Origin of the sequence: Streptomyces sp. NPDC096132 (genome assembly GCF_044763345.1) — a bacterium.
Taxonomy (GTDB): domain Bacteria; phylum Actinomycetota; class Actinomycetes; order Streptomycetales; family Streptomycetaceae; genus Streptomyces.
Window position 1 is genome coordinate 450140 of record NZ_JBIWGA010000001.1, and the last position, 25179, is coordinate 475318.

Here is a 25179-nt window from a genome sequence, read left to right on the forward strand (position 1 = left end):
CCGCCCCTCGGTCATCTCATACGGCTGTCACGGGGTGACCTTCTCGATCGCCACGTTGCCGAGTCCCGTGACGGTGCCACGGGCGTTCACCAGCTGGACCTGGCCGAAGAAGGCCCGGCCCTCCGGCGCGGCGGCCGCGGGGGTGACGATCGCGGAGACCTGCGCCGAGGCGCCCGTGGCCAGCTTGACCGGCGTGGACTCGTCGACGGAGACGGTGCCGAGCGTGGACGAGTAGAACACGTCGACGTAGTCGTACGCCGTCGTCCCGGCCGGGACCGAGTAGCCGGAGACCACGATGGTGTAGGTGCCGGCGGCGGGCGACGGGATGGAGACCGCCTCCTCGGAGTCGCCGTCTGCGGAGATCCCCACCTGGGTGCCGTTCGCGTCCAGGACCACCAGGTCGAGGTCGGCGGAGGCGTCGGAGACGTCACCGATCCGCACGTCGAGGGACTTGGCGCCCGCGGGGACGTCGACCGTGGTGGTCTGGTCCTCACCGTTCGCGATGGTCGGGCGGGTCGTCTTGGACGAGCCGAGCGGACCGCCCACCAGCTTGCCGTCGATCGCGGCGAAGTTGTTCGTCACCTTCCAGGAGGCGGCGGCCGGCTCGCCGACCTTCGCCTCGGGCACGGTCACGGTCGCCGGGTCGAACGCGGCACCGTAGACGGTGACGTCCAGCTTGTACGGGTTGTCGAGCAGCGGCGAGGTGCGGCGCGACTCGACCTCGATCTCCCAGACGCCCGGCTGCGGGTCGGCGTAGGAGCGGACGTCCGGCTTGCAGCCGTTGCCGTCGAGGTAGTTGTTGTAGCAGTAGATGGTGGAGCTGTCCTCGACCGCGACACCGTACGGGTGGATCGAGATGAACCGGGTCTGGCTCTTGTCCTTCAGCCCGCCGATCGCGACCTCCAGCGACTTCGCGCCCTCGGGCACGGTCAGGAAGTAGTGCTGCGAGCTGTTGCGCTGCACGGTGTTCGACGCGTGGAACGTGTAGTTCACCGGGGTCGACACGACGACCGTGTTGAGGACCTGCTTGTCGATGCCCTCGGTCCTCGGGTCGTCGACCTCGAGGATCGCGCTCTTGAGGCCCGCGGACCGCGGCTTGGCCTGGATCTTCACCGTCACCGGCGTGTTCAGCGGCAGCTTCACCTCGTCCGGGCCGAGGATCCTGAAGGTGTCCGCCGCGTTGTTCGCCAGGTGCAGCTCGTGGCGGACCGCCTTGTCGGCGCCGGTCGTACGGGTGATGGTGACCTCGTAGGTCTTCTTCTGGCCGGCCTTCAGGCCGCCCTCACGGTCGTAGATGCCGGTGCCGAAGCCCGGCGTCTTCAGCGCCTGGTCGAGCGCGGTGTCGACCGGGGCCTTGACCGTGTACTCGTGGGCGGTGGCGCCCTTCTTGATGGACTTCCAGGCGTCCACGATGTTGATCGCGCCCGCGCCCTCCTCGTAGGCCTGCAGGCCCTTGATGTGGTCCGCGGTCGAGGTCAGCGCGGTGCGCAGGTCCGCCGGGGAGAGGGCGATCTTCTTCTGCTTGGCGGCCGAGATCAGCAGCGCCGAGGCACCCGCGGCCTGCGGGGAGGACATCGACGTGCCCTGCAGCATCGAGTAGCCGGCCGGCAGGGTGTAGCCCGACTCGGCGACCGGGGCGCCCGGCAGCCAGGTCTGGGTGGTGTTGATGGCGGCGCCGGGGGCGACGAGCGTCGGCGTGAAGCCGCCGTCCTCACGCGGGCCGCGCGAGGAGAAGGGCAGCAGCGCGTACTTCTTCGTCACCTGCGAGCCGTAGTTGGCGGCCCAGGTCTCCTTGGAGATGGCCGCGCCGACCGAGATCACCTTGTCGGCCAGACCGGGGTCGCCGATGGTGTTGGCACCCGGGCCCTCGTTGCCCGCGGAGATCACGAGCTGGACGCCGTAGGTGTCGATGAGGCGGGTGTACAGCTCGGCGCGCGCGTTGTTGCCGTCGTTCAGGCCCGGCAGACCGCCGATCGACATGTTGACGATGTCGACCCCACGGTTGACGACCAGGTCGATCATGCCCTCGGTGAGCGCGACGTTGGTGCAGCCCGGGCCGAAGACGCAGGCGCGGGACGAGACGAGCTTCGCGCCGGGCGCGGCGCCGTTCATCCTGCCGCCGAACAGGCTGTTGGCGGCGGTGATGCCGGCCACGTGGGTGCCGTGCTCGCTGGAGATGATGCCGATGTTGACGTAGTCGGCCTTCGCGCCGGACGCGTTGTAGACGACGTCCTTGCGGGTCTCGATGACGAACGGGATCCGCTCGGCGACGTCGGTCGCCGGGTTGTCCGTGCCGAAGTAGCCGACCTGGTAGCCGTCCTTGTACGGCTTCATCGGCGCGTCGTCGGTGAAGTCCTGGTTGTCGTTGGAATCGACCCGGACGGTGCCGGTCGCCGCGTCGTACAGCACACCCCAGGCGTCGGTGGTGTCGCCGTCGCGGTTGACGTCGCCCTGCTCGTCGCCGGCGGCGGTCACGGACTCGTAGAAGTAGTTGAACTTGTACGAGCCGGCCGGCGCCTTGAAGGTCTCGGGGACGCCCGTGTTGGCGGGGGTCCCGGTGAACTGCGGGCCGTCCACGGAGGTGAGCATCCGGCGCCAGGAGCCGTCGCCGTCGGAGACCGGGTCGGTGGCCGTCACCCAGTCGACGATCTTGCGCTCGCCGGTGGTGGTCTTCTGCAGCGCCGGGTGCGCCAGGTCCACACCGGAGTCGAGGATGCCGATGGTGACGCCGCGGCCGTCCGCCTTCGGGTTCTTCTTCACGAAGTCGACGGCGCCCGTCTCGAAGGACGGGTTGTACGGGTTCTCGGCGGGGGTGTTCTTGTTCGGCCCGGAGTAGGTCTTCGCGGTGGCCGCGGACCTGGCGCCCTTCGCGGTGTCCGCGCTCGGCGTCGGGTCGTCCAGCGCGATGTCCTGCCGCAGGTCGATGGCGTGCACGGAGGACAGCTTGGCGGCGGCGGCGATCGCGGCGTCCGCCTTGGCGGTGGGGACGGTGGCGCGGACGTAGCCGACCTTGTCGAAGGTCCGGCCGACGATCCCGCCGCCCACCGCGTCCAGCTGCCCGGCGACCTGCTCGGTCCTGCCCGGCGCGGTCGCGACCATCATCGTGACGGTCTTGTCGCCGTCGGCCTTGGCCTCGGCGAGCAGGTCGGCGTCGTCGGAGCCGAGCTTGTCGTGGGCGGACTTCACGCCCGGGTCGGCGGCGGCCGCGGCCTGGCCGGCGTCGGCGGAGAACGCCAGGGGGATCGGTCCGGCCGCGGACAGCGCGGCCACCAGGCCCGCGGCCACGGCTATGCGGGCCGCCCGTCTGGCGCCCGATATCGGTTCGCGCTGGGGGGTGGAGGTCATCGGCATCCCTTGTTGGTAAAGGAACAGGCAACCGGGCTGGTCATGCCCGATCGCGAACGTCCGGGACGCGGTCCCGGACGACCGCAAAGCCTTACGCAAGAGACGGTTGTTTGGGGAGTGTTGACCGAAACGATATGGATCTATGGGGAAAACCCTCTACGAGAACCCTGTGTGCGGAATATTCGTCCGCTGTGGACGATCTCCGGGCTAACGTCGTTGTGTGCGACAGAAGTTGAGGGTGGCGGCCTACGCCGTTGTCGTCCGGGACGGCCGGATCCTGCTCGCCCGTTCACCGGCGCCCGGCGGAGGCCACGAGTGGGTGCTGCCCGGCGGCGGCATGGACCACGGTGAGGACCCCCTCGACACGGTCGTGCGCGAACTGGACGAGGAGACCGGCTACCGCGTCGAGGTGACGGGCCTGCTCGGGCTGGACTCCTTCCGCCACGTCTTCCGCCGCGAGGGACTGCAGGGCCCCGTCGACCACCACGGCCTGCGGATCGTCTACGAGGGCCGGGTCGTCGGCGGCGAGCTGCGCAACGAGGTGAACGGCTCCACGGACCTGGCCGCTTGGCACGACCTCGACGCGGTGTCCGGCCTGACCCGCGTACGGCTGGTCGACATCGCCCTGAAGCTGTGGCGGGAACGCCCCGTGAACGGACGGGTGTTCGTCCCCGAGGAGCGCTAGCCGGTCTCCCTCCGGGAGCCGCCCCGGCTCCCCGGACCCTTCCGGTTACCCCGTCAGATGAACGCGGAGTGACCGGTTCCCGGCCGTGCGAGGAGCAGCCGAGGGCGGTCCAGGGTGCCCGTGATCCACGTACGGCGATCGGCGCTTCACGTTGCGGAAGCGTTCACGCGCAGGCCATACCCGGTGTCGAGCATCCGGTACGAGCGGGACGTTCGCGGCTGCGACCGACCCGCGTCCACTGCCGACGCGTTCGCACTCGGGGAGATCGCGCCATGTCGCGCACACGCTCTGTCACGTCCTCCGTGCTGGGGGTCGACCGTCGTACCGTCCTCGCCGCCACCGCGGCCGTCTCCGTCTCCGCGGGCGTCGGTTACGCCCTGCGGCCCACCGACAGCCAGGCCGCGGCCGCCACCGTGCCGGCCGGGTCACCTGCCCCGGCCCGGGAAGCCGCGGCGGTGCCCGCCGGCCCCGCCGCCCCACTCGCCCCCTACACCAAGGGCACCACCCTCGCCTCCGTCGCCGCCCCGCGCGCCGGCTCCGGATACCGCCGCCTCGGCAGCGCCGGCGGCTGGCAGCGCGTCGTCCGCTCCGACCTCGCCGCCCCCAAGTCCGGGCGCGCGGGCCGCCGTACGACACTCGCCGCCTTCGTCCAGCTCACCGACCTGCACCTGATCGACAGCCAGCACCCGCTGCGCCTGGAGTACCTGAGGGCCGCGAGCGAGATCTCCTGGCGTCCGCACGAGGCGCTGACCGTGCAGGGCGCGGTGTCGCTGGTCGAACGGGTCAACTCGCTGCGGGCCGCCCCCGTCACCGGCGCCCCGCTGGACTTCGTCGTCACCACCGGCGACAACACCGACAACAACGCCCACACCGAGCTGGACTGGTACCTCACGGTGATGAGCGGCGGCCGGATCGCCCCCAACTCCGGCGACCCGCGCCACTACGAGGGTGTACAGAACAGTGGGATCCCCCTGTACTGGCAGCCCGACGCCACCTCCCGCGACGCCTACAAGCAGCGCGGCTTCCCGCACCTGGACGGCTTCCTCGCGGCCGCGATCCGCGAGGTGAACAGCCCCGGCCTGACCCTTCCCTGGTACTCCACCGTCGGCAACCACGACGCGATGCCGCTCGGCTGCTACGCCCACGGCGACTCCTGGCTCGCCGAGTTCGCGGTGGGCGGCCGCAAGCTGATGGAACTGACCGCCGCCGAGGCGACCCGGCTCCAGCAGAGCATCAGCCAGGACAAGGACCCCCGGGGCACGGTCATCCGCGACCTGCTGAAGTCCAAGACCCGCGCCATGCGCACGGTCACCCCGGACGAGCGCCGCGCCCCCTACACCGCCGCCGAGCACGTCAGGGCCCACCTGGACCCGGCGTACAAGGGAGCGGGCCCGGTGGGCCACGGCTACACGGCCGGCAACCTGGCCGCGGGCACGCAGTACTACACCTTCCCCGTGGCCGAGAACGTCATCGGCATCAGCCTCGACACCACCGACCCCGGCGGGCACTACAACGGCTCGATCGGTACCGCCCAGCTGAAGTGGCTGGACGCGACCCTGCGTGCCCACAAGGACGCGTACGCGATCGTCTTCAGCCACCACACCAGCGAGAGCATGTCGAACACCCGCCCCGACCCGGCCCGCCCGCGGGAGCGGCGGCACACCGGCGCCGAGCTGACGGCCCTCCTCGGCCGCCACCGCAACGTCGTCGCCTGGGTGAACGGCCACATCCACCGCAACGACATCACGCCCCACCGGGGCACCGCCGGCACCTTCTGGGAGATCTCCACGGCCTCCCACGTGGAGTTCCCCCAGCTGGCCCGGGTGATCGAGCTGGTCGACAACAAGGACGGCACCCTCTCCCTCCACACCACCCTCGTGGAGTCCGCCGCCCCCCACCGCACCGACTTCACCGACCTCTCCCAGACCGGTCTGGCCGCCCTCTACCGCGAGCTGTCGGCGAACGCCCGCTTCGACGGGGCGCGGCTCAGCGGCGAGGCGAAGGACCGCAACACGGAACTGGTGCTGAAGAAGAGGTGACGAAAGGGGTCCGGATCCGGCGGTGATCTACCGTAAGAATTCCGCCGGAACCAGCCCGCCGGAAGTGATCCATCCGGGCCGTCATCGATCGGACGAAGACATGTGACGTCACGTTCACGCGTACGAAACGTCCGTACCGCCTCATATCGGCTAGCCCGCGCGTCGCGGGGGTGGCTGGATATCGGTGCAAGGTGGTGATCGTGTGCGTACGGGACGCGGACTTCGGGTGCTGTCGGTCTATGAAGGGTTCTTCTCCGGAGGGGCCCGGATCGTGCACAGCGATGTGGTGCTGGGACTGCGGGAAGGCGGCCAGCACCACCAGGTGCTGTGCATCCACGGCGAGGTGCACCGCGAGGCCACCCGCCAGCGGATGGAGGACGACGCCTGCTACAAGGCGCTCACCGGCGCCGACGTGGGCGTCACCTCGCTCGGCCGTACGTTCGGAATCGGGGGTACGGATCCGGCCGTGTTCAGCGGGCCGGAACTGGCCGACACCGCTCGGGCGACGGCCGGCGCCGACGTGATCCTCTCCCTCAAGGAGCAGCCCCTCGCGCTCCTGCGCCAGGCGGGCCTGCCGCGCCGCCCCGTCGTGGTCTGTCTGCACCGCTCCGACCCGGAGAACCAGGGCCGCGCCCTGGGCGACCTCAAGGCCGCGATCGCCGACGGCACGGTGGCGGCGGCCGTGTGCTGCGCCGAGTCCACCCGGGCGGCGTACGAGGCGGCCGGCGTCCCGGCCGGCCTGCTCCATGTGATCCCCAACGGTGTCGACCTGATCCGCTTCCGCCCGGACCCGGCCCGCCGCCTGGCGGTGCGCACCTCCCTGGGCGTCCCGGCCGACGCCCCGGTGGTCGTCTTCGCGGCCCGCTACGACGGCATGAAGAACGTGCCGCTGTTCCTGGCGGCGGCCAGGGAGTGGCTGGGCTCCGTGCCCGGCGGGCACGTCCTGATGTGCGGGGCGGGCATGACGGCGGTGAACCCGGGCCTGACCGCGGACATCGCGGACGCGTTCGGCGGGCAGGACCGGGGCCGTCTGCACCTCCTCGGCGTGCGCCACGACATGGAGACGGTGTACGCCGGCGCCGACGTGGTGGCCCTGACCTCCTCCTGGGGCGAGGCGGCCCCGCTGTGCCTGATCGAGGGCATGATGTGCGGCGCGGTCCCGGTCGCCACGGACGTCGGCGACAGCGCGGCGATCGTGGCCGGCCACGGCCTCGTGACCCCGCCGGACCCGGGGGCGATCGCGGCGGCCTGGACGGAGGCGGTGGCGAACCGGGACACGTACGCCCCCGCGCTCACCGCGAGCCGCGAGCGCTTCAGCCGTACGAGGATGATCGCGTCCTACGCCGCGCTCATCGACCGGGTGTACGCGGGCGACGCGCTGACGGTCGGTTCCCCGGAAGAAGGGTGAACGCACGAAGAGGGGCCGACGGTCACCGGCGGCCCCTCTTCTCCCCTCCTGATTCCGCCCCGGTCCCTCACTAGCGGGGCAGCACCACGACATACGCGGCAGGATCGCGGTCCCCCGAGGCCATCAGGGCCGTGCGGATCACCGCGGCCTGCTGTTCCATCGCGTCCCGCAGCTTCTTCGGTGTGATGTACACGACGGTGATGCCCAGCCGCTCCAGGTGCTCACGCTTGCGGGCGTACTCCGACCACAGCGCGTCGTCGTCCTGCCGATGACCCTGCCGAGGTGCGCGGGTGTCCAGCTCGACCGCCACCGCCTGCTCCGGCCAGTACGCGTCCAGGCCGCCCAGGTGCGGTCCGCCCGGCAGCCGCAGGTCCACGTTCCAGACCGGGTCGGGCAGGCCGTACTCGATCACCATCCGGTAGAGGCGGTCCTCCGCGATCGCGCGGCCCTCGGCCAGCAGCGAGTCCACCGCGTCCACCACGTGCGGGCGGCTCAGCAGCTTGGCGTTGTTCAACTCCCGTACGACGGAGGCCGGTTCGCAGTGCCACCCGCGCACCGCCTCCGACAGCAGCCGTCGTACCGCCCCGGCGTCGGTCAGCCCCGCCACCGCGTCGGCCAGGGCCCGGGGGACGGGAGCCACCGGAAGGCCCGTCACCAGCTCGGGGTCCGGCAGGGACGCCGTGCGGACGACGCGGGCGCAGCCGGTCGAGCGCAGCCGGCGCAGCCGGGGGACCAGGATGTCGATCTGCTCCAGGGAGGGGAGCGGGGGAGCCGAGGTGAAGCCGTGCAGGGTGAGGGCGGCCAGCCCGGTGATCATCGCCTCCTGGTACGTCGGGCGGTGCGGTCCGTCGGCGTCCGGCTGGGCCGGCACCCCGTTCGACGGCGTCACCTCGCGGGCCGCGTACAGCAGCACCGCGTGCAGCCGCTCCTCGCTGGTGGGCGGTCCCGGGTGGAGCACGTACACGCCCGGCAGGAGCTGCTGCCAGGGGCCGCCGGGGCGGCACTGGTCGGCGGTCTCGGCCGGGGAGACGCCGTGCGAGCGGAGCTGGGCCGCGGTCAGGACACGGTGGCGGCTGTCGTGGGAGAGGTGGCGCAGCGGGCGGGGGGAGGCCGGGGGGAGCGGCGTGTTGTGGTTCATGCAACGGGGATTCCGCGCCCGATCCACCCTTTAACCGCTGTTACACGCCTGTCGACAAACCAGGACAAGCTCGTCCTAAAGGACGGGTGTTCGGATGCCGAGTAGGCGTCGAAACCCCTGGTCCCGTCGGGCGGGGCCAGGGGTTACGGGTCTGATTGCCTGAATTCCGTAACGGTCACCTCCGGCAGAATCCATGGCCATGGCTACCCGGTGGCATCCCCGCGGACGGTGATCTCCGTCTTCATCCCCAGTTCCTTGTGGTTGCCCACGGGGCAGTACAGCTCGTAGCCGCCGTCCTTCAGCGTGACGTGGAGCCGCGCCGACTGCCCCGGCCGGAGGTCACGGGGCAGCCGGACCTCGGAGCCCTTGCCCTCGATCTCCAGCGAGTGGACGGTGTGCCCCTCGTTCCTGGCCACGATCGTGTGGTCACCGGCCGTGAACGTCCTGGTCGACAGGGCCAGCCTGTAGTCGGTCATCGTCACGATCACTGTTGTCCCTGCCGCCTTGCGGCCGTTCTCGGGGGTGGACAGGGACGCCGTGCCCCCGCCGCCCGATCCTCCGCACGCCGCGAGAACCCCGGCGGCCAGCGCCATCGCACAGGCCGCCGCCGCTCCACTCCGACTCGGCTTTCCCGTCATGGCCCGACCCTCCTCGCCGTTTTCGCTCTGCACCGGATACGGCGGGGCGCGCGCGAGGGATTGCGGTTCCCGCCGGGTCCTGCCCGCGAAGCGGTGACGATCAAGAACCATTTGCCGGCCCGTGACGTACACCTCACAGGTCTGGATAGATCCGGCCGCCGAAGTCACTCACCAGGAGGCCCGAATGTCTTCCGATGTCACTGAGTCGTCTGTCACCGAGTCGTCACTTCGATGGGCGGGCGCCGCGGCCGCTCTCCTCAGTGCCGTGGTTCATCTCCTGCTCGTCCCCGAGCACCTCGATGAAGTGCCTTACATGGGAACCCTGTTCCTCGTCGGCGGTGTCGCGCTGGTCCTCGCCGCCTGGGGCCTGGCGCTGCCGAATCCCGTATTCGCGTGGTGGGGCGGCGCGCTGGTCAGCGCCGGCATGATCCTCGGCTTCGCACTGTCCCGCACCGTCGGACTGCCGGACTACCACGAAGAGGGCTGGGATCCCCCTTACGGGACCCTGTCCATGATCGCCGAGGTGGCGTTCCTCGCCGCCTTCGCCGCCTGGTACGCCGTTCGCAGGGCCCCGGCGCCCACCGCTCCCGAACGCGCCCGCGTGCCTGCGGGCAGGTAGCGGAACGGGGAGACAATGGGAGCGTGGGCTTCCGTGGCCGCCAGGCAATCTCCTGGCCGGGACGGACCGTATATACGGGTATGCGAAGGTTCCGCTTCCCGGCAGGCCGTCTCCCGGACGAGGCGCTGCTGTCCGGGCTGGCCACGGGCGACCCCGAGCTCGCCGTCACGTTCGTACGCCGGTTCCAGCACACGGTCTTCGGCGTCGCCATCGCCGTCCTGGGTGATCCGCAACTCGCCGAGGACGTGGCGCAGCAGACCTTCGAGCGAGCGTGGCGGCACGCCCAGATCTACGACTCCCGTCGCGGATCGGTGACGACATGGCTGACCACCATCGCGCACAACCTCGCCATCGACGCCGTCCGCGCGCGCCGGTCGGAGCCGGTGGCCCCCGCGGACATCGAGGCACTCCTCGATGTCGTCACCGACACCCCCGAGGACCACGCCCTGGCCGACGAGGCGTCGGCGGGCTTGCGGGCCGCCGTGGCGCGGCTGCCGCGTGCACAGGCCCGCGCCCTGGTGATGGCGGGTGTCTACGGGATGACGGCACAGCAGATCGCCGACCTGGAGCAGATCCCGCTGGGCACGGCGAAGACACGGATCCGGACGGCCATGGGAAGGCTGCGCGACACGCTCAGACACCCCGCGTCTCCCCCGCCTTCGAAGCGAGGCGACCATGCGTAACGACATGACCTGCGGGCAGCTGCAGGAGATCGGCGCCGAACTGGCTCTCGGCATTCTGTCAGGCCGGGAGCGGGCCGACGCGATCGCGCATCTGGACCACTGCGCGGACTGCCGGGAGCATGTCGCGGACCTTTCCCTCCTCGGCGACGGGCTGCTCGGTCTGCTGCCCGGCAGTGAGCCTCCCGTCGGATTCGAAACCCGGGCGTCGCAGCGGCTGAGCCAAGCCGCGGCAGCGGCGGCGGCACATGACGAACGCGCGCACAGGACCGGTCTCAAGCTGTCGCGCAAGGGACTGCGCGGACGGGTCCGGCTCAGGGCGGCCGCCGCCGCGGCCCTCCTCGCGCTCGGCTTCGGGTTCGGGGGCTGGGCCCTCGGCACGTCCTTCGAGAGCGCGACGACCGCCCCCTCGCAGCCTGCCGAAGCGGAGATGCTGCTCGCCGATCTCACCACAGCCGGGCACGAACCGGTCGGCGAGATCTACGCCCACGCCGGTGCCCCCGGCTGGATCTACATGACCGTCGACCTCGCCCACGCCGGAACCGCCTACCACGGCCGGGCCACCTGCCTGCTGGAACGCAAGGACGGCAGCACGGTCCGTATCGGCACGTTCGCGCTGCGCGACGGCAAGGGCTCCTGGGGAGCCCCGGCTCCGGTGGACCCCGCCACCCTCACCGGCGCCCGTCTCACCTCCACCGACGGCACCGTCCTCGCCACCGCGCGCTTCACGGCGTGAGCGACAGGACGCCTCCTAGTGGTGCTCCTCGGCCCTCGCGTCGCACGCCTGTCCGCGCAGGCCCCGTGCCAGGTCGTCCCAGGCCTCCAGAACCAGCCGGCGCAGGGCCGGGGGCGCCGAGTCGTGCGCGGCCAGCCAGACGTCCGTCTCCACCAGCGTCTGGGGGGAGTCCTGGAGGGAGGGGAACAGGCCCTTGACGACGGTCATCGCGATCTGGATGGACCGCTCGGACCACACACGCTCGATCGACGCGAAGTACTTCTGCGCGTACGGCGCCAGCAGCTCCCGCTGCGAGGGCTGGTTGAAGCCGGCGATCGTCGCCTCCACCAGGGCGTTGGAGAGGGCCTCCGACTCCACCACCTGGGCCCAGGCCTGCGCCTTGACCGCCGCCGAGGGGCGGGCGGCGAGGCAGCGGACCTGGTGGCGCTTGCCGGACGCGGTGTCGTCACGGGCGAGCTCCGCCTCCAGCGCCTTCTCGTCGGCGTACCCGTGTGCGACCAGCGGCTCCAGGAACGTCCACCGCAGCTCCTGGTCGACCTCCAGCCCCTCGATGGCCGAGGTGCCGTCCAGCAAGCCCTGCAGCAGCTCGAAGCCCGCCGGGTCCTCGGCCGTCTGCGCGAAGAACCGCGCCCACGCCAGCTGGTGCTCACTGCCCGGCGCGGCCGCGTACAGCTCGCGCTCGGCGCCCTCCGCCAGCAGCCGCGCACCCGTGCCGCGCAGCGGCGGCGCCACGTAGTGCACCAGCGCCGACTCCGCCCACGCGTGCAGCATCTGCAGCACCCCGATGTCCGACTCGCGCCCCGCGAACCGCAGCACCAGGGCGATGAAGTCCCGCGCGGGCAGCAGCGCGTCCCGGGTCATGTTCCACAGCGCCGACCAGCACAGGGCGCGGGCCAGCGGATCGGTGATGTCGCCCAGGTGCGACCGCAGGGTGTCCAGCGAGGTCTCGTCGAAGCGGATCTTGCAGTACGTCAGGTCCTCGTCGTTGACCAGGACCAGCTCCGGGGCCGCCTCGCCCACCAGGTCCGCCACGACCGTACGCGGGCCGTCGACGTCCGCCTCGGTGCGCGCGTACCGCACCAGACGGCCCTCCTCCCGGCGGTACAGGCCGATCGCCACCCGGTGCGGCCGCAGCTCGGGGTGCGACTCCGGGGCCTCCTGCACCACGGCGAGCTCGGCGATCCGGCCCTCCGGATCCAGCAGCACCTGCGGAGTCAGCGAGTTCACGCCGGCCGTCTGCAGCCAGGACCGCGCCCACGTCCCCATGTCCCGGCCGCTGGTCTCCGCGAGCACCGACAGCAGATCGCCCAGGCGCGTGTTGCCGTACGCGTGCCGCTTGAAGTAGCGGCGGGCGCCCTCCAGGAACGCGTCCTGGCCCACGTACGCCACCAGCTGCTTGAGCACGCTGGCGCCCTTGGCGTAGGTGATGCCGTCGAAGTTGAGCTTGGCGTCCTGCAGGTCGCGGATGTCGGCGGTGATCGGGTGGGTGGAGGGCAGCTGGTCGGCGCGGTACGCCCAGGCCTTGCGGCGGTTGGCGAAGGTGATCCAGCCCTCGGTGAAGCGGGTGGCGTTGACCAGCGAGAAGGAGCCCATGAAGTCCGCGAAGGACTCCTTCAGCCACAGGTCGTCCCACCACTCCATGGTGACCAGGTCGCCGAACCACATGTGGGCCATCTCGTGCAGGATGACGTTCGCCCGGCTCTCGTACGACAGCCGCGTCACCTTCCCCCGGAAGATGTACTCCTCCCGGAAGGTCACCAGACCCGGGTTCTCCATCGCCCCCAGGTTGTACTCGGGGACGAACGCCTGGTCGTACTTCCCGAACGGGTACGGGTAGTCGAAGTGGTCGTGGAAGAAGTCCAGGCCCTGCTTGGTGATCAGGAAGACGTCGTCGGCGTCGAAGTACGGCGCGAGGCCCTTGCGGCACAGGGCGCCGAGGGGGATCTCCAGGGTCGTACCGTCCCCGAGGTCACGGGTGTAGGAGTCCGTGACGTAGTGGTACGGGCCGGCGACGACACAGGTGATGTACGTCGAGATCGGCTTCGTCTCCGCGAACCGCCACACCCCGTCGGCGCGCTCGCCGGCGCCGTTGCTCCACACCGTCCACTCCTCGGGCGCCCGCACCTCGAAGCGGAACGGGGCCTTGAGGTCCGGCTGCTCGAAGTTCGCGAAGACCCGCCGGGAGTCGGCCGGCTCGTACTGCGTATAGAGGTAGACCTCGCCGTCCTCGGGGTCGACGAAGCGGTGCAGGCCCTCACCGGTGCGGGAGTAGGCGCACTGGGCGTCGACGACCAGCTCGTTCTCGGCGGCCAGGTCCTCCAGCAGGATCCGGGAGCCGTCGAAGACCTCGCCGGGGTCCAGATCCCGGCCGTTGAGGGAGACGGAGGTCACACTCGGCGCGATCAGGTCGGCGAAACTGGCGGCACCCGGCTCGTTGCAGCGGAAGCGGATCGTGGTGACCGAGCGGAAGGTGCGCGGCTCGCCGTTCCCTTCGGCGATCGCCGAACGCACGTCGAGGGACACGTCGTACCCGTCGACGGACAGCAGGACGGCCCGCTCCCGGGCCTCGTCGCGGGACAGGTTCTCACCGGGCACGGGCGGTACTCCCTCGTTGATGGCCGGACGGTTTCCAGTCAGCAGCGATCCTGCCATGCACCCCTGACCGCGGGCAGCAGGGAATGCGCGGCACGGACGACGGTGTTGACGCGGGGAAGGCCTTTTCTCTTGAAGATCTCTTGAGGAGACACATGTCCGAGAAGACCCCCGTCGACTTCTGGTTCGACCCGCTGTGCCCCTGGGCCTGGATGACCTCCCGGTGGGTCCTGGAAGTCGAGAAGGTCCGTGACATCGAGGTGCGGTGGCACATCATGAGCCTCGCCGTCCTCAACGAGAACAAGCTGGACGAGCTGCCCGAGGAGTACCGCGAGATGCTCGCGGTGAAGGCCTGGCAGCCGGTGCGCGTGGTCACCGCCGCCTGGCAGCTGCACGGCGCCGACGTCCTCGGCCCGCTCTACACCGCGCTCGGCACCCGCATCCACAACAACGGCGAGGGCCCGACCCTGGAGGCCATCGCGGGCGCCCTGAAGGACGTGGGCCTGCCCGCCTCCCTCCTCGACTACGCCGAGCAGACGGACTTCGAGTTCGACGCCCAGCTGCGCGCCTCCCACAAGGAGGGCATCGACAAGGTCGGCCAGGACGTCGGCACCCCGGTCATAGCCGTCCCCGGCCCCGACGGCGAGCAGATCGCCTTCTTCGGCCCGGTCGTCACCCCCGCCCCCAAGGGCGAGGAGGCCGCCCGCCTCTGGGACGGCACCGTCGCGGTCGCCTCGGTCCCCGGCTTCTACGAGATCAAGCGCACCCGAACCAAGGGCCCCGACTTCAGCAATCTGTAACAACTCCTGCGCACGAACACCCCCGCGAGGCACCCTCGCGGGGGCACCATTGGCTCCATGACGGAGATCGACACCTCGGTACCCCACTCGGCCCGCATCTGGAACTACTGGCTGGGCGGCAAGGACAACTACCCGGTGGACGAGGCGGCGGGTGACGCCTACACCGCCGTCTTCCCCGGCATCGTCACCATCGCCCGCAGCAGCCGCGCCTTCCTCGGCCGCAGCATCCGGTACCTGGTCCAGGAGGCGGGCGTCCGCCAGTTCCTCGACGTCGGCACCGGACTGCCCACGGTCGACAACACCCACGAGGTCGCCCAGCGCCTCGCCCCCGAGTCGAAGATCGTCTACGTCGACAACGACCCCCTGGTCCTCACCCACGCCCGCGCCCTCCTCACCTCCACCCCCGAGGGCGAGACCGCCTACGAGGACCTCAGCCTCTACGAGCCGGAGAACATCCTCGAGGCGGCGGCGAAGACCCTCGACCTCACCCACCCCACCGCCCTTATCCTCAGCGGCATCCTCGGGCACGTCGACGGCTACGACCGCGCCCGCGACCTCGTCCGCGCCCTCCTCGCCGGCCTTCCCTCCGGCAGCTACCTCTCCCTCAACGAGGGCTCACGCGGCACCGACCCCGCCTACGAAGAGGCCCAGGACGCCTACAACGAGACCGGCGCGGTCCCCTACTTCCTGCGCCCCGTCGAGCAGATCGAGGGCTACTTCGAGGGGCTGGACCTGGTCGAGCCGGGCGTCGTCTCCGTCCCCCTCTGGCACCCGGAGCCGGGCACGACCCCGACCCCGATCGGCCAGCACGGCGGCCTGGGCCGCAAGCCCTGACCCGACACCGCACGAGGGCCCTCACGTGTCTCCCACGTGAGGGCCCTCCGCCCGGTACCGGCCGTGCCTACGCCGCCACGGACGTGTAGTGCGCCGCGTCGCCCTCGATCGAGTAGCTCTCCTTGCCCTCGATGCCGACCGGCACGTCACCCGCGACGGTCACCCGGTGCAGCCGGCGCGGCAGGTGGTCGTAGTTGTCGATCGCGTAGTGCTGGGTGATGCGGTTGTCGAACAGCACCAGCTGGTTCTCCGACCAGCGGTGCCGCAGCACGTTCTCCGGGCGGGTCACGTACGACTGGAGCAGATCGAGGATCTTGCGCGACTCGGCCACCGACAGCCCCACGATCCGCTGCGCGAACCCGCCGATGAACAGGCCGCGTTCACCGGTCAGCGGGTGGACTCGGACCACCGGGTGGACCGTGCGGTACGTGATGGAGGTGAACTGGGCGCGGGCGGCGGCCTGCTCCTCGTCGACCGCCTCCTCCGGCACGGCGTAGTCGTAGTCGTTGGTGTGCTCCGCCCACAGCGTGTCGGCCAGCCGGCGCAGCGGCTCGGGCAGGTCGCGGTAGGCGGCCGCGGAGTTGGCGATCAGGGTCTCGCCGCCGTACGGCGGGATCGTCAGGCTGCGCAGGCTGGTGGCCTGCGGCGGGTTGAGGACGAAGGTCACGTCGGTGTGCCAGTGGTTGGCGGCCCGGCCGCGCTCGCTGTCGACGGGCAGCACGTTGGGGGTGCCGTCGACGGAGGGCACGGTGGGGTGGGCGGTGGTGATGTCGCCGAAGTGGCGGACGAAGGCCTGCTGGCCCTCGTCGTCGAGGCCCACCTCGTCGAACACCAGCGCCTTGTGCACGTTGAGCGCCTCGCGCAGGGCGGCGTGGGTCTCCTCGCCGAGGGGCTCGGAGAGGTCGACGCCGGACACACGGGCGCCGATGCGGGCGGTGACCTTGCGGATGTCGAGGGACATGCGAGGGGTCCTTTCAGACGGTGGCGAGTGCGGGGCTGACGTACTGGTTGGCGGGGCGGGGGAGGCCGTAGCGCTCCCGCAGGGTCCGGCGGGGGCCGTACTCCGTTCTCAGCAGGCCGCGGGCGCGCAGGATCGGGACGACGTGGTCGACGAAGGCGTCCAGGCCGGACGGCAGGACGGCCGGCATGATGTTGAAGCCGTCGGCGGCACCCTGCGTGAACCAGGTCTCGATCGTGGCGGCGACCTGCTCGGGCGTGCCCGCGAAGGTGAGGTGCCCGCGCCCGCCGCCGAGCCGCCCGATCAGCTGCCGCACGGTCAGCCGATCGCGCCGGGCCAGCTCCACCACGAGGGTGTAGCGGCTCTTGGCGCCCTCGATGGCGTCCTCGGAGGGCAGGTCCGCCGGCAGTTCGGCGTCCAGCCCCAGCGAACCCTCCGGCAGCTGCAGCAGTCGCTCCAGGTTGGCGACCCCGTGCCGGTGCACGATGTGGTCCTCCAGCACCTGCTCGTTCGCCCGCGCCTCGGCCTCCGTCGAACCGAGCACCGGGACGATGCCGGGCAGCACCTTGATGTGCTCGGGGTCCCGGCCGGCCGCCGCCGTACGGGACTTGAGGTCGGCGTAGAAGGCCTGCGCGTCGGCGAGCGTCTGCTGCGCGGTGAACACCGCCTCCGCGTACCGCGCCGCGAACGCCTTGCCGTCCTGCGACGACCCCGCCTGCACGAGCAGCGGGTACCCCTGCGGGCTGCGCGGGACGTTGAGGGCGCCCTCGACGCTGAAGTACGTCCCCTGGTGCCGGGGCGGGTGGATCTTGTGATCGTCGCCCCAGACGCCGGTCGCCTTGTCGGCGAGGATCGCGTCGTCCTCCCAGCTGTCCCAGAGCTTCAGCGCCACGTCGAGGAACTCGGCGGCCCGGGCGTACCGCTCGGCGTGCGCGGGCTCCGCGTCGAGACCGAAGTTGCGGGCGGCCTCCGCACCGGCCGTCGTGACGATGTTCCAGCCCGCCCGGCCGCCGCTGATGATGTCCAGCGAGGCGAACTTGCGGGCCAGGTTGTAGGGGGAGTTGTAGGAGGTGGACGCGGTGGCGATCAGACCGATGTGCTCGGTCGCCGTCGCCAGCGCGGTGAGCAGCGTCAGCGGCTCCAGCGCGCCGGCCGGCCGCTGGGCGATGTTCCCCCACAGCTGCGGCCCGTCGGCGAGGAAGAGGGAGTCGAACGTGCCACGCTCGGCGATCCGGGCGAGCCCGACGTAGTGGTCCAGCTCGACATGGGCGTGGGGGTCGCTCTCGGGGAGCCGCCACGAGGCCTCGTGGCGGCCGGTGTTCATGAGGAAGGCGTTGAGGTGGAGTTGGCGGGGCATGGGTGGTCCTTTGCAACGGCGGGACTTGCGAACGCCGGCCGTGTATTCCAGCCCGTCCGGCGCTTGAGGACGAGGCCCGTTCAGGGCCGAAGCGGGGGTCTGGGGGCGGCAGCCCCCAGCAGGGTCACCTGATGTCCTCGGTCACACCGAGCGCGGCCAGCAGCCGCAACCGGTACTCGCCGCGCGCATGCGCATCGCGGTCGATGGCCACGTCGACGCTGATGCGGCCGTGGTCGAGGACCAGGACACGGTCGGCAAGGGCGATCGCCTCGTCCACGTCGTGGGTCACGAGCAGCACCGACGGCCGGTGGCGCTCCCACAGCTCGCGCAGCAGGGCGTGCATCCTGATCCGGGTGAGCGCGTCGAGCGCCCCGAACGGCTCGTCGGCGAGGAGCAGTTCCGGCTCACGGACCAGCGAGCGGGCCAGCGCGGCACGCTGTGCCTCACCGCCGGACAGTTCGTTGGGCCAGGCCCGCTCACGGCCCTTCAGCCCCACCTCGGCGAGGGCCTCGCGGCCCTTCTCCTCGGCCTGCCTGCCGTCGAGCCCCAGGAGTACGTTGTCCAGCACCCGGCGCCAGGGCAGCAGCCGGGAGTCCTGGAAGACAACGGACACCCGCTCCGGCGCGGTCAGCTGTCCGCTCCCGGCGACCTCGTGGTCCAGGCCGGCGACCGCCCGCAGCAGGGTGCTCTTGCCGGAGCCGCTGTGCCCGAGCAGGGCGACGAACTGCCCGGCGGGGATGTCCAGATCGAGGCCGTCGAGGACGGTACGCCCGTCGAAGGACCGGGTCAGGCCGCGCAACCGCACGGCGGGACGGGTCAGCTGCTCAGTGTGCGGCGCCACGACAGCACCCTCCGTTCGATGAGACGGACCGCGCTGTCGGAGACCAGGCCGAAGACGCCGTAGATGAGGAGGCCGACCAGGATGACGTCCGACTGGCCGTAGTTCTGGGCCTGGAACATCATGTAGCCGAGGCCGCTGGTGGCGTTGATCTGCTCCAGGACCACCAGGCCGAGCCAGGATCCCGTGACGCCGAGCCGGAGTCCCACGAAGAATCCGGGGAGCGCGCCGGGGATCACGATCTGCCGGATGAACTGGACCCGTGACAGGCCCTGCACCTCGGCGAGTTCGACGAACCGGTTGTCGATGCCGGACAGCGCGGCATGCGTGTTCAGGTAGATCGGGATGTAGACGACGATGGCGATGATCGCGATCTTGAAGGTCTCGCCGATGCCCAGCCACAGGATGAACAGCGGGATCAGACCGAGGACCGGGATCGCCCGGTTGAGCTGCACGGTTCCGTCGATCAGCGCTTCCCCTGCCCGGCTGAGACCGGACGCGAGGGCGAGGGCCACTCCGGCGGTGAGGCCGATCGCGAAGCCGTACGCCGCGCGTTCGAGGGAGGTGAGGACGTCGGTGGGCAGGGTCCCGTCGGTCCACAGGTGGACGCCGGTCCTCAGGACCGTCCAGGGCGCCGGGATCGCGCCGGGGTCGAGTCGTCCGGCGGCGGAGGCGGCGGCCCACAGGGCGAGGAGGACGAGGGGCCCGATCAGACGGGCGGCGGGGAGGCGTTTGCCGGGGGCGAGGCTGCGGCGGCGCCTGCGCGACCGTTCGGCGGTCGCGGCCACGGGAGCGGCCGTGCCCAGCGTGGTGGTGGTCATGGCGGTATCAACTCCGGTACTCGGCGGGCACGGACTTCGCGGCGATGCCTTCGAAGCGGTGGTCGAAGAGGGAGGAGACGTCGAACTTCTTCACGAAGCCGCCCTCCGCGAGCAGGTCCGCGGTCTCCTGCTCCCAGGCGATGGCCTCGTCCCAGCTCGGCGCGAACAGCGGCTTGTTGGCGAGCTCGGAGATCGCCTTCGCCTGGGCGAGGGTCAGGTTCTGCGTCTTGACGTAGAACTCCTCGTTCCAGATGTCGGGGTTCTCGTACTGCCACACCTGGCCCTTGGCCCACTGCGGGATGTACGCGGCGACCGCGGCCGCCTTCGCCTCGTCGTTCAGCACGGACACCGGCGCCCACAGCAGGTTCAGCAGGTCGACGACGTCGGTGGTGATGGTGCGGGCGCCCTTGGACTCGTACTGCTGGAGGTAGGCGGGCGCCTGGCTGTTGCTGAGCGGGGCGATGTCGACCTGGCCGGACTGCAGCGCGGTGAGGAACTGGTTGCTGGTGAGCGGGACCAGCTTCACGTCGTCGTACGCGATGCCCGCCTTCCTGAGCGCCCGCAGCAGGACGACACCCTGCGCCTGGCCCTGTGAGAACGCGAGCTTCTTGCCCTTGAAGTCCTCGACCGAGCGGATGTCGCTGCCGGGCTTGGTGGCGAAGAGGTAATTCGGCTTGCGGGTGATGTTGATCGCGACGATCTTCGCGTCGTAGCCCTGGTAATGCGCCTGGATCGGCGGGATACCGGCGTTGTTCGCGAGGTCCAGGGATTTCGCCCGGAAGGCGTTGATGACATCCGGGCCGGCCCCGATGTTCACCCAACTCGACACCGTGAAAGGCAACTTGGGCAGCTTCGCCAGCTTGAACTGCAACTGCTGGACGTTCTGGAACGAGGCGATCTTCAGGCTGGTGCCGGCGGGCACCTTCTCGGCGAGAGGAGCGGTGGACGCGCCCTTGCTGCTGCTGGCGGCGGCGCTGCTCTCGGCGCAGCCGCTGAGACCGGCGACACCGGCGGCGGCACCGAGCAGGGAGGCGAGAAACACCCGACGGTCATAGGTCGAAGGCATGGGAGAACCCCTCAGGGGAAAGCGGCGAAAAATGGCATGCGGAATTCAGACCTGGGCAAGGGAATTCACGCGTGAAAGACCACGTCTGAAAGACGGGGAGAAGGGTGCGCTCCCGGCGCACCGGGGCGTCAGCAACAGAAAGTGCGACAGCTCATGGAACGATGGTCCTGTTCTGGTGCGGGGCCTGTCAACATTCGGAGTTTCTGAATTAAGTCGCCCGCGACGACAACGCGAGTGGGTCCCGGTACAGCACGTCCAGAGCCACGGATCCGCCCGCCATGGCGAGGACGGAATCCGGGAAGCTCGTCGGCATGACAGCGGTGGCGCGCTCGTCGCCGACCCCCGCACGCAGCGCGTCGAGGCAGTCCTTCCGGTGGATGACGCCGACCTCGGTGACGACCACGGTCTCCGGATTGAGCACGTCCAGCAGAAGCCGCGCCGCCCGGCCGACCGCTCCCGCCCGGTCCGTCAGCAGCTGTACCGCTGCCCGGTCACCGGCGGCCGCTGCCGCGACGACGTGCAGGGGGTTCACGCCGCCGATGACGCCCGCATCCCGCGCCCGCCGGCACAGCGTCCGCTCGCTCAACTCGGCCTGGAGGCATCCGACGCGCCCGCACCCGCACGGCTCGGTGCCGCCCGGCACCGGCAGATGGGCGATGACGCCCGCCTGCGAGCGCGGCCCGTGGTGCACCTCGTCATGGGTGGCGAACGCCGCGTCGACCACGTTCCCCACGAACAGGTGCAGCACGCTGCGGCTGCCGCGCGCCCGTCCGAACAGGCGCTCCGCGTTGACCAGCGCCCGCGCGTGGCCGTCGACATGGACCGGCAGTCCGGTGTGCGCCTCGACGACCTCCCGCACCGGCACCTCGCGCCAGCCGAGCAGCGGATGCTCGACGACGGTCCCGGAGTCCCGGTCCACCCAGCCGCCGGCGGCGAACCCGACACCCAGCGGCCGGCTGTCCGGCGCCTCGGCGAGCAGCGCCGCCAGCCCGTCGGCCGCCCGCGCCAGCACCTCGTACGGCTCGGTGCCGTGGTGCTTCAACTCGCGGCGCGCGACGACCCGTCCGCGCAGATCGAGCAGTGCGACCGTGGTGTACGGCACGGCCACGTGCATCCCGCCGACGACGAACCGCGAGTCGTCCAGGTCGACGGGGACGTGCGGGCGGCCGACCCCGTTGCTGCGCCGGGGCGCGGCCGACTCCCGGATCAGTCCGAGCGCGGTGAGCCGGGTGCAGTGGTCGGTGACGGCGGCCGGGGACAGCCCGGTCAGCCGGGCGATGGTGGAGCGCGCCACCGGACCGTGCTCCAGCACGGACCGCAGGATCACACTGGCGCTGGTGCGCCGCCGGTCGCTGTCGGCGACACGGGGGACAGGGGACTTGCGGACAGGGGGTGGTGCCGCGGTACGGGGCATGGTTGACCGTCCTCGGGAACGGGGCCGACACGTCTCGGAAGCCGAGGCGGTGCCGTGACCCCGCCTCAGACCGGGCGGCGACAGGTGGCCGTGCCCTGGCGTCGCAGATCGACATAGCGACGCGACGTGAAGTTCCGGGCCTGGGCAACCATGTCTGGAAGAGTAGGGCAGGAAAGGTGAATCCGACCAGAGCGCTAGGATTCCTTTGGTGGGAGTTCACAATCCGTTGACGGGGCGCCAGGTGAGCGAAACCTCTCCACCTCAGTGATCGTTGTCACGCCCCTGCCGGTGTAACCGACATCCTTTGTCTGGAGCCCACCAACCTTCCGTCACCCTCTTTGTCGAGCGCTGACGGTGGGTGGCCCCTGGGCGCTGGGATAGCGTCGCGGTGTCCCCAACCGTCCTCCTCCCCGCGGAGTCCCCATGAGCACCGCTGCCGCCAGCGCCGCCCGTCCCGGAGAGGTCCTCGCCGACCTCCTGCCCGCGTCCCGCGTCCGTGACGTCGCGCTCGTCCTCGGCGGTGCCGCGCTCACCGGTCTCGCGGCGCAGATCGCGGTGCCGGTCCCCGGCTCCCCGGTCCCGGTGACCGGCCAGACCTTCGCCGCGCTCCTGGTCGGCACCTCCCTCGGTGCCCGGCGCGGTGTCTCCGCGCTCGTCGTGTACGCGCTGGCCGGCCTCGCCGGTGTGCCGTGGTTCGCCGGCGGCGCCTCCGGGATCTCCGTCTCCTTCGGCTACATCCTCGGCATGATCCTCGCCTCCGCCGCCGTGGGCGCCCTGGCCCGCCGGGGCGCGGACCGCAGCGTGTGGCGCACGGCCGGCGCGATGCTGGTCGGCGAGGCGATCATCTACGCCGTCGGCGTCCCCTACCTGGCCTACGCGGCCGACCTCTCCTTCTCCACCGCGATCGCGGTCGGCCTCACCCCGTTCCTGATCGGCGACGCCGTCAAGGCGGCCCTGGCGATGGGCCTGCTGCCCACCGCCTGGAAGTTCGCGGGCCGCTGATCCCTCAGTCCCTCCGGAAGAGGTTCGCCGGGTCGTACCGCGACTTGATCTCGGCGAGCCTCTTCCGTGTGTCCGGGTCGAACAGCCCGTCGGCCCGGTCGCCGGCCCCAAAGGCGAAGTTGGCGGCCCGCCCGAGGGTGTGCGGGGCGAGCACCGCGAAGGCCGGGTCGAGCAGGGCCCGCGCCGCCTCCCGCTCGCCCATGGTCAACAGCCGCACCAGGAAACGCCCTTCGCGGTACGGCACCGCGTTCGTCGCGGCCTTCGCCAGCGCCCCGCCCAGGTGGTTGACCTGCACGACGCACATGGCCCCGGCGTCCGGCCCGGTGAGCCCGAGCAGTTCGCCGCCCCGCTCCACGTCCAGTTCGCTCAGCACCGCGGCCTCCCCGTAGTAGGCGTGCGGGAAGTCCGGATCGCTGTGGATGGTGTGGCTCTCGGAGTACGGCATCTCCCGCAACGAATCGGCGAGCACCGGCCCGATCCCCCGCAGCGGCGCGACGAGCCCCTCCCCGTCCTCGCCCGTGTACGCCACCCGCACGGCCACGACGTACCGCCCCCGCAGCCGCGGCGGCAGGGCCGGCAGATCCGGATACGGTACGGCGGCGAAGGACGAGGTCAGCGTCTCGGGCACGGTCCGCGTCCACGCCTCGTACGCCCGTAGTACGGCCGCCGCGCCGACCTCCCGCCCGTCGAACGCGAGCGAGCCGCCGTACAGCGTCCTCACCGGTACGAGCCCGATCTCGAGGGCGGTGACGACACCGAGGCCCTCGGTGCCGCCGCCGAGCAGCGCCCCGTACAGGCCGGGCTCGGCCTCGGCGGTGACCGTCCTCGCCCGCCCGTCCCCGGTGACCACGTCGAGGGAGCGGACGTGGTCGGCGGCGTACCCGAACTCCCGGGCCAGGATGCCGAGTCCACCGCCCAGCGTGTACCCGACGGCCCCCACGCTCGGCGCGCTTCCGTTGAGCGGCGCCAGACCGTACGGCTCCGCCGCCGCGACGACATCACCCCAGCGCACGCCCGCCTCGACGCGGACGGTACGGGCCACGGGGTCGACACTCACCCCGTCCATGCGTCGGGTGGTGATGAGCAGTCCGCCCTCCGAGGCGCCGGGCAGCCCGTGCCCGGTGGCCCGGACCCGCAGGGGCAGCCCCCGGGCGGCCGCGTACCGCACGGCACCGGCCACGTCGGCGGCGGTCCGGGCGGCCACGACCACGGCGGGCCGCTGGGTGAACCCGGTCTGGAATCCGGCGAGTTCGTCCTCGTAGCCGGGGTCGGAGGGGTGCAGGACGGGGAGGTCGGCGGTGGCGGTCACGGTGTCCATACGGAGGATGCTGCCCGCATAACCTGACAGCCCCCGTCAGGTTATGCGGGGCCCTCGGTGGGACGTGCGAGGCCTGCGAGGGGCGTCAGCTCTCCGGTCGGCGACGGGCCCACCACAGCCCGGCCGTGCCCGCCGCGAGCAGCGAGACCCCGGCCGCGCCGAGCGGCAGCAGGTCCCGTCCGACGCCAGTCTTCGGCAGTTCGTCACCGCTGGGCGCGGCGGGTGTGTTGTCGGTGCCGAGGAGCAGCGGGGTGGCGGGGGCGTTCGGCGACGGGTTCGTCGTGCCGAACGGCACCGGGCCCTGCTGCCAGAACGTCTTCTTCCCGTCGCTGGTCTGGACGGGCAGACAGATCTTCCCGGTCTTGTTCAGATCGAAAGTCGCTTCGACGTCGTAGGACTTCGACGCCCCGGCCGCGAGATTGTCGATGGGACAGGAGAAACCGCTGTTCGAGCCCTCTGGGAGGTTTTTCTCCGCGATCGTGGTGCACCCCTGGACGTTTTTCACGGTCAGGCCGTCGAATCCGACGACCCACACCCTGATCTTTCCGCTGTCCTTGGTTCCCTCGTTCTTCACCGTGGCGGTGATCGCCGTTTCCTGTGAGGCGTTGTCGACCGAGATCCGTTCGGGCAGCAGCGTGGTCAGCCGCACCCCGGCCGGTGCCTCGTCCACCGCCTTTCCTCCCTTGGCGCTCCCGGGTCCCGTGTCGTCCGCACCGGCCGGGAAGGAAAGGATCAGCACCGCCGAGAACGATGCAGCGACCAGTGATCCGGTGATGGCCGTCGCATGACGAGAACTCATGTTCGCCCCCCTTTGCTGCGCCTGAATTCGCAGTACTTGAAGAGGTACCACAAGATTTCTCCGCACTATGCTGGTACGGCATGAATTGGTGG

General features: G+C 71.0%; 21 protein-coding genes. 9 read left to right on the forward strand and 12 right to left on the reverse strand.

Annotation, left to right across the window (positions count from 1 at the left end; translation table 11 throughout):
* Positions 1–27: 27 nt before the first annotated feature.
* Positions 28–3345, reverse strand: coding sequence for a S8 family serine peptidase (locus tag ACIRF9_RS02010; RefSeq protein WP_403814843.1), 3318 nt, complete (start codon positions 3343–3345; stop codon positions 28–30).
* A gap of 220 nt (positions 3346–3565) precedes the next feature.
* Between ACIRF9_RS02010 and ACIRF9_RS02015 the strand changes: the two genes are divergently transcribed.
* The 3 genes from ACIRF9_RS02015 (at position 3566) to ACIRF9_RS02025 (ending at position 7477) form a co-directional block, all read left to right on the forward strand.
* Positions 3566–4030: an NUDIX hydrolase gene (locus ACIRF9_RS02015; RefSeq protein WP_403814846.1), complete on the forward strand. Its 465-nt coding sequence runs from the start codon at positions 3566–3568 to the stop codon at positions 4028–4030.
* Positions 4031–4302: 272 nt separating this feature from the next.
* Positions 4303–6069, forward strand: coding sequence for a TIGR03767 family metallophosphoesterase (locus ACIRF9_RS02020; RefSeq protein ID WP_403814849.1), 1767 nt, complete (start codon positions 4303–4305; stop codon positions 6067–6069).
* Between the two features lie 226 nt (positions 6070–6295).
* Positions 6296–7477 carry a glycosyltransferase gene (locus tag ACIRF9_RS02025; RefSeq protein ID WP_403816075.1) on the forward strand — a complete coding sequence of 394 codons (1182 nt, stop codon included), beginning with the start codon at positions 6296–6298 and terminating at the stop codon, positions 7475–7477.
* Positions 7478–7547: 70 nt separating this feature from the next.
* Here the strand turns inward: ACIRF9_RS02025 and ACIRF9_RS02030 are convergent, their stop codons facing one another.
* Both ACIRF9_RS02030 and ACIRF9_RS02035 read right to left on the reverse strand, forming a co-directional pair.
* Positions 7548–8615 carry a hypothetical protein gene (locus ACIRF9_RS02030; protein WP_403814852.1) on the reverse strand — a complete coding sequence of 356 codons (1068 nt, stop codon included), beginning with the start codon at positions 8613–8615 and terminating at the stop codon, positions 7548–7550.
* 203 nt (positions 8616–8818) lie between these two features.
* Positions 8819–9253, reverse strand: coding sequence for a cupredoxin domain-containing protein (locus ACIRF9_RS02035; protein ID WP_403814854.1), 435 nt, complete (start codon positions 9251–9253; stop codon positions 8819–8821).
* A gap of 265 nt (positions 9254–9518) precedes the next feature.
* Between ACIRF9_RS02035 and ACIRF9_RS02040 the strand changes: the two genes are divergently transcribed.
* The 3 genes from ACIRF9_RS02040 (at position 9519) to ACIRF9_RS02050 (ending at position 11288) form a co-directional block, all read left to right on the forward strand.
* On the forward strand, positions 9519–9872 hold the full coding sequence (locus tag ACIRF9_RS02040; protein ID WP_403814857.1) for a hypothetical protein: 354 nt from the start codon (positions 9519–9521) through the stop codon (positions 9870–9872).
* Between the two features lie 80 nt (positions 9873–9952).
* Complete coding sequence (locus tag ACIRF9_RS02045; protein ID WP_403814859.1) at positions 9953–10555, forward strand: RNA polymerase sigma factor; 603 nt, start codon at positions 9953–9955, stop codon at positions 10553–10555.
* A complete protein-coding gene (locus ACIRF9_RS02050) occupies positions 10548–11288 on the forward strand; it encodes a zf-HC2 domain-containing protein (protein ID WP_403814862.1) in 741 nt (246 codons plus the stop codon). Before ACIRF9_RS02045 ends, ACIRF9_RS02050 begins: the two co-directional genes overlap by 8 nt.
* A gap of 15 nt (positions 11289–11303) precedes the next feature.
* On the opposite strand, the gene pepN is transcribed toward ACIRF9_RS02050, so the two are convergent.
* A complete protein-coding gene (pepN, locus tag ACIRF9_RS02055) occupies positions 11304–13883 on the reverse strand; it encodes an aminopeptidase N (RefSeq protein WP_403814865.1) in 2580 nt (859 codons plus the stop codon).
* Between the two features lie 152 nt (positions 13884–14035).
* Between pepN and ACIRF9_RS02060 the strand changes: the two genes are divergently transcribed.
* Together ACIRF9_RS02060 and ACIRF9_RS02065 are read left to right on the forward strand one after the other, a co-directional pair.
* Positions 14036–14680: a DsbA family protein gene (locus tag ACIRF9_RS02060; protein WP_403814867.1), complete on the forward strand. Its 645-nt coding sequence runs from the start codon at positions 14036–14038 to the stop codon at positions 14678–14680.
* Between the two features lie 57 nt (positions 14681–14737).
* Complete coding sequence (locus ACIRF9_RS02065; protein WP_403814869.1) at positions 14738–15514, forward strand: SAM-dependent methyltransferase; 777 nt, start codon at positions 14738–14740, stop codon at positions 15512–15514.
* Between the two features lie 67 nt (positions 15515–15581).
* Here the strand turns inward: ACIRF9_RS02065 and ACIRF9_RS02070 are convergent, their stop codons facing one another.
* From ACIRF9_RS02070 to ACIRF9_RS02095, 6 genes are all read right to left on the reverse strand, one after another.
* Positions 15582–16475, reverse strand: coding sequence for a TauD/TfdA dioxygenase family protein (locus ACIRF9_RS02070; protein WP_403814872.1), 894 nt, complete (start codon positions 16473–16475; stop codon positions 15582–15584).
* A 13-nt stretch (positions 16476–16488) separates the two neighbouring features.
* A complete protein-coding gene (locus ACIRF9_RS02075) occupies positions 16489–17829 on the reverse strand; it encodes an LLM class flavin-dependent oxidoreductase (protein ID WP_403814875.1) in 1341 nt (446 codons plus the stop codon).
* 124 nt (positions 17830–17953) lie between these two features.
* Entirely contained in the window at positions 17954–18670 is a 717-nt protein-coding gene (locus ACIRF9_RS02080) for an ABC transporter ATP-binding protein (RefSeq protein ID WP_403814877.1), read from the reverse strand.
* Complete coding sequence (locus ACIRF9_RS02085; RefSeq protein WP_403814880.1) at positions 18646–19488, reverse strand: ABC transporter permease; 843 nt, start codon at positions 19486–19488, stop codon at positions 18646–18648. Before ACIRF9_RS02085 ends, ACIRF9_RS02080 begins: the two co-directional genes overlap by 25 nt.
* A 7-nt stretch (positions 19489–19495) precedes the next feature.
* Complete coding sequence (locus ACIRF9_RS02090) at positions 19496–20554, reverse strand: ABC transporter substrate-binding protein (RefSeq protein WP_403814882.1); 1059 nt, start codon at positions 20552–20554, stop codon at positions 19496–19498.
* Between the two features lie 208 nt (positions 20555–20762).
* Positions 20763–21968, reverse strand: a complete 1206-nt coding sequence (locus ACIRF9_RS02095; protein WP_403814885.1) for an ROK family protein — start codon at positions 21966–21968, stop codon at positions 20763–20765.
* A 423-nt stretch (positions 21969–22391) separates the two neighbouring features.
* On the opposite strand from ACIRF9_RS02095, the gene ACIRF9_RS02100 reads away from it, so the two are divergent.
* Positions 22392–22970, forward strand: coding sequence for a biotin transporter BioY (locus tag ACIRF9_RS02100; RefSeq protein ID WP_403814888.1), 579 nt, complete (start codon positions 22392–22394; stop codon positions 22968–22970).
* 4 nt (positions 22971–22974) lie between these two features.
* Here the strand turns inward: ACIRF9_RS02100 and ACIRF9_RS02105 are convergent, their stop codons facing one another.
* Both ACIRF9_RS02105 and ACIRF9_RS02110 read right to left on the reverse strand, forming a co-directional pair.
* Positions 22975–24288 carry an FAD-binding oxidoreductase gene (locus ACIRF9_RS02105; RefSeq protein WP_403814890.1) on the reverse strand — a complete coding sequence of 438 codons (1314 nt, stop codon included), beginning with the start codon at positions 24286–24288 and terminating at the stop codon, positions 22975–22977.
* Positions 24289–24373: 85 nt separating this feature from the next.
* Entirely contained in the window at positions 24374–25087 is a 714-nt protein-coding gene (locus tag ACIRF9_RS02110; protein WP_403814893.1) for an LPXTG cell wall anchor domain-containing protein, read from the reverse strand.
* Positions 25088–25179: the final 92 nt, after the last annotated feature.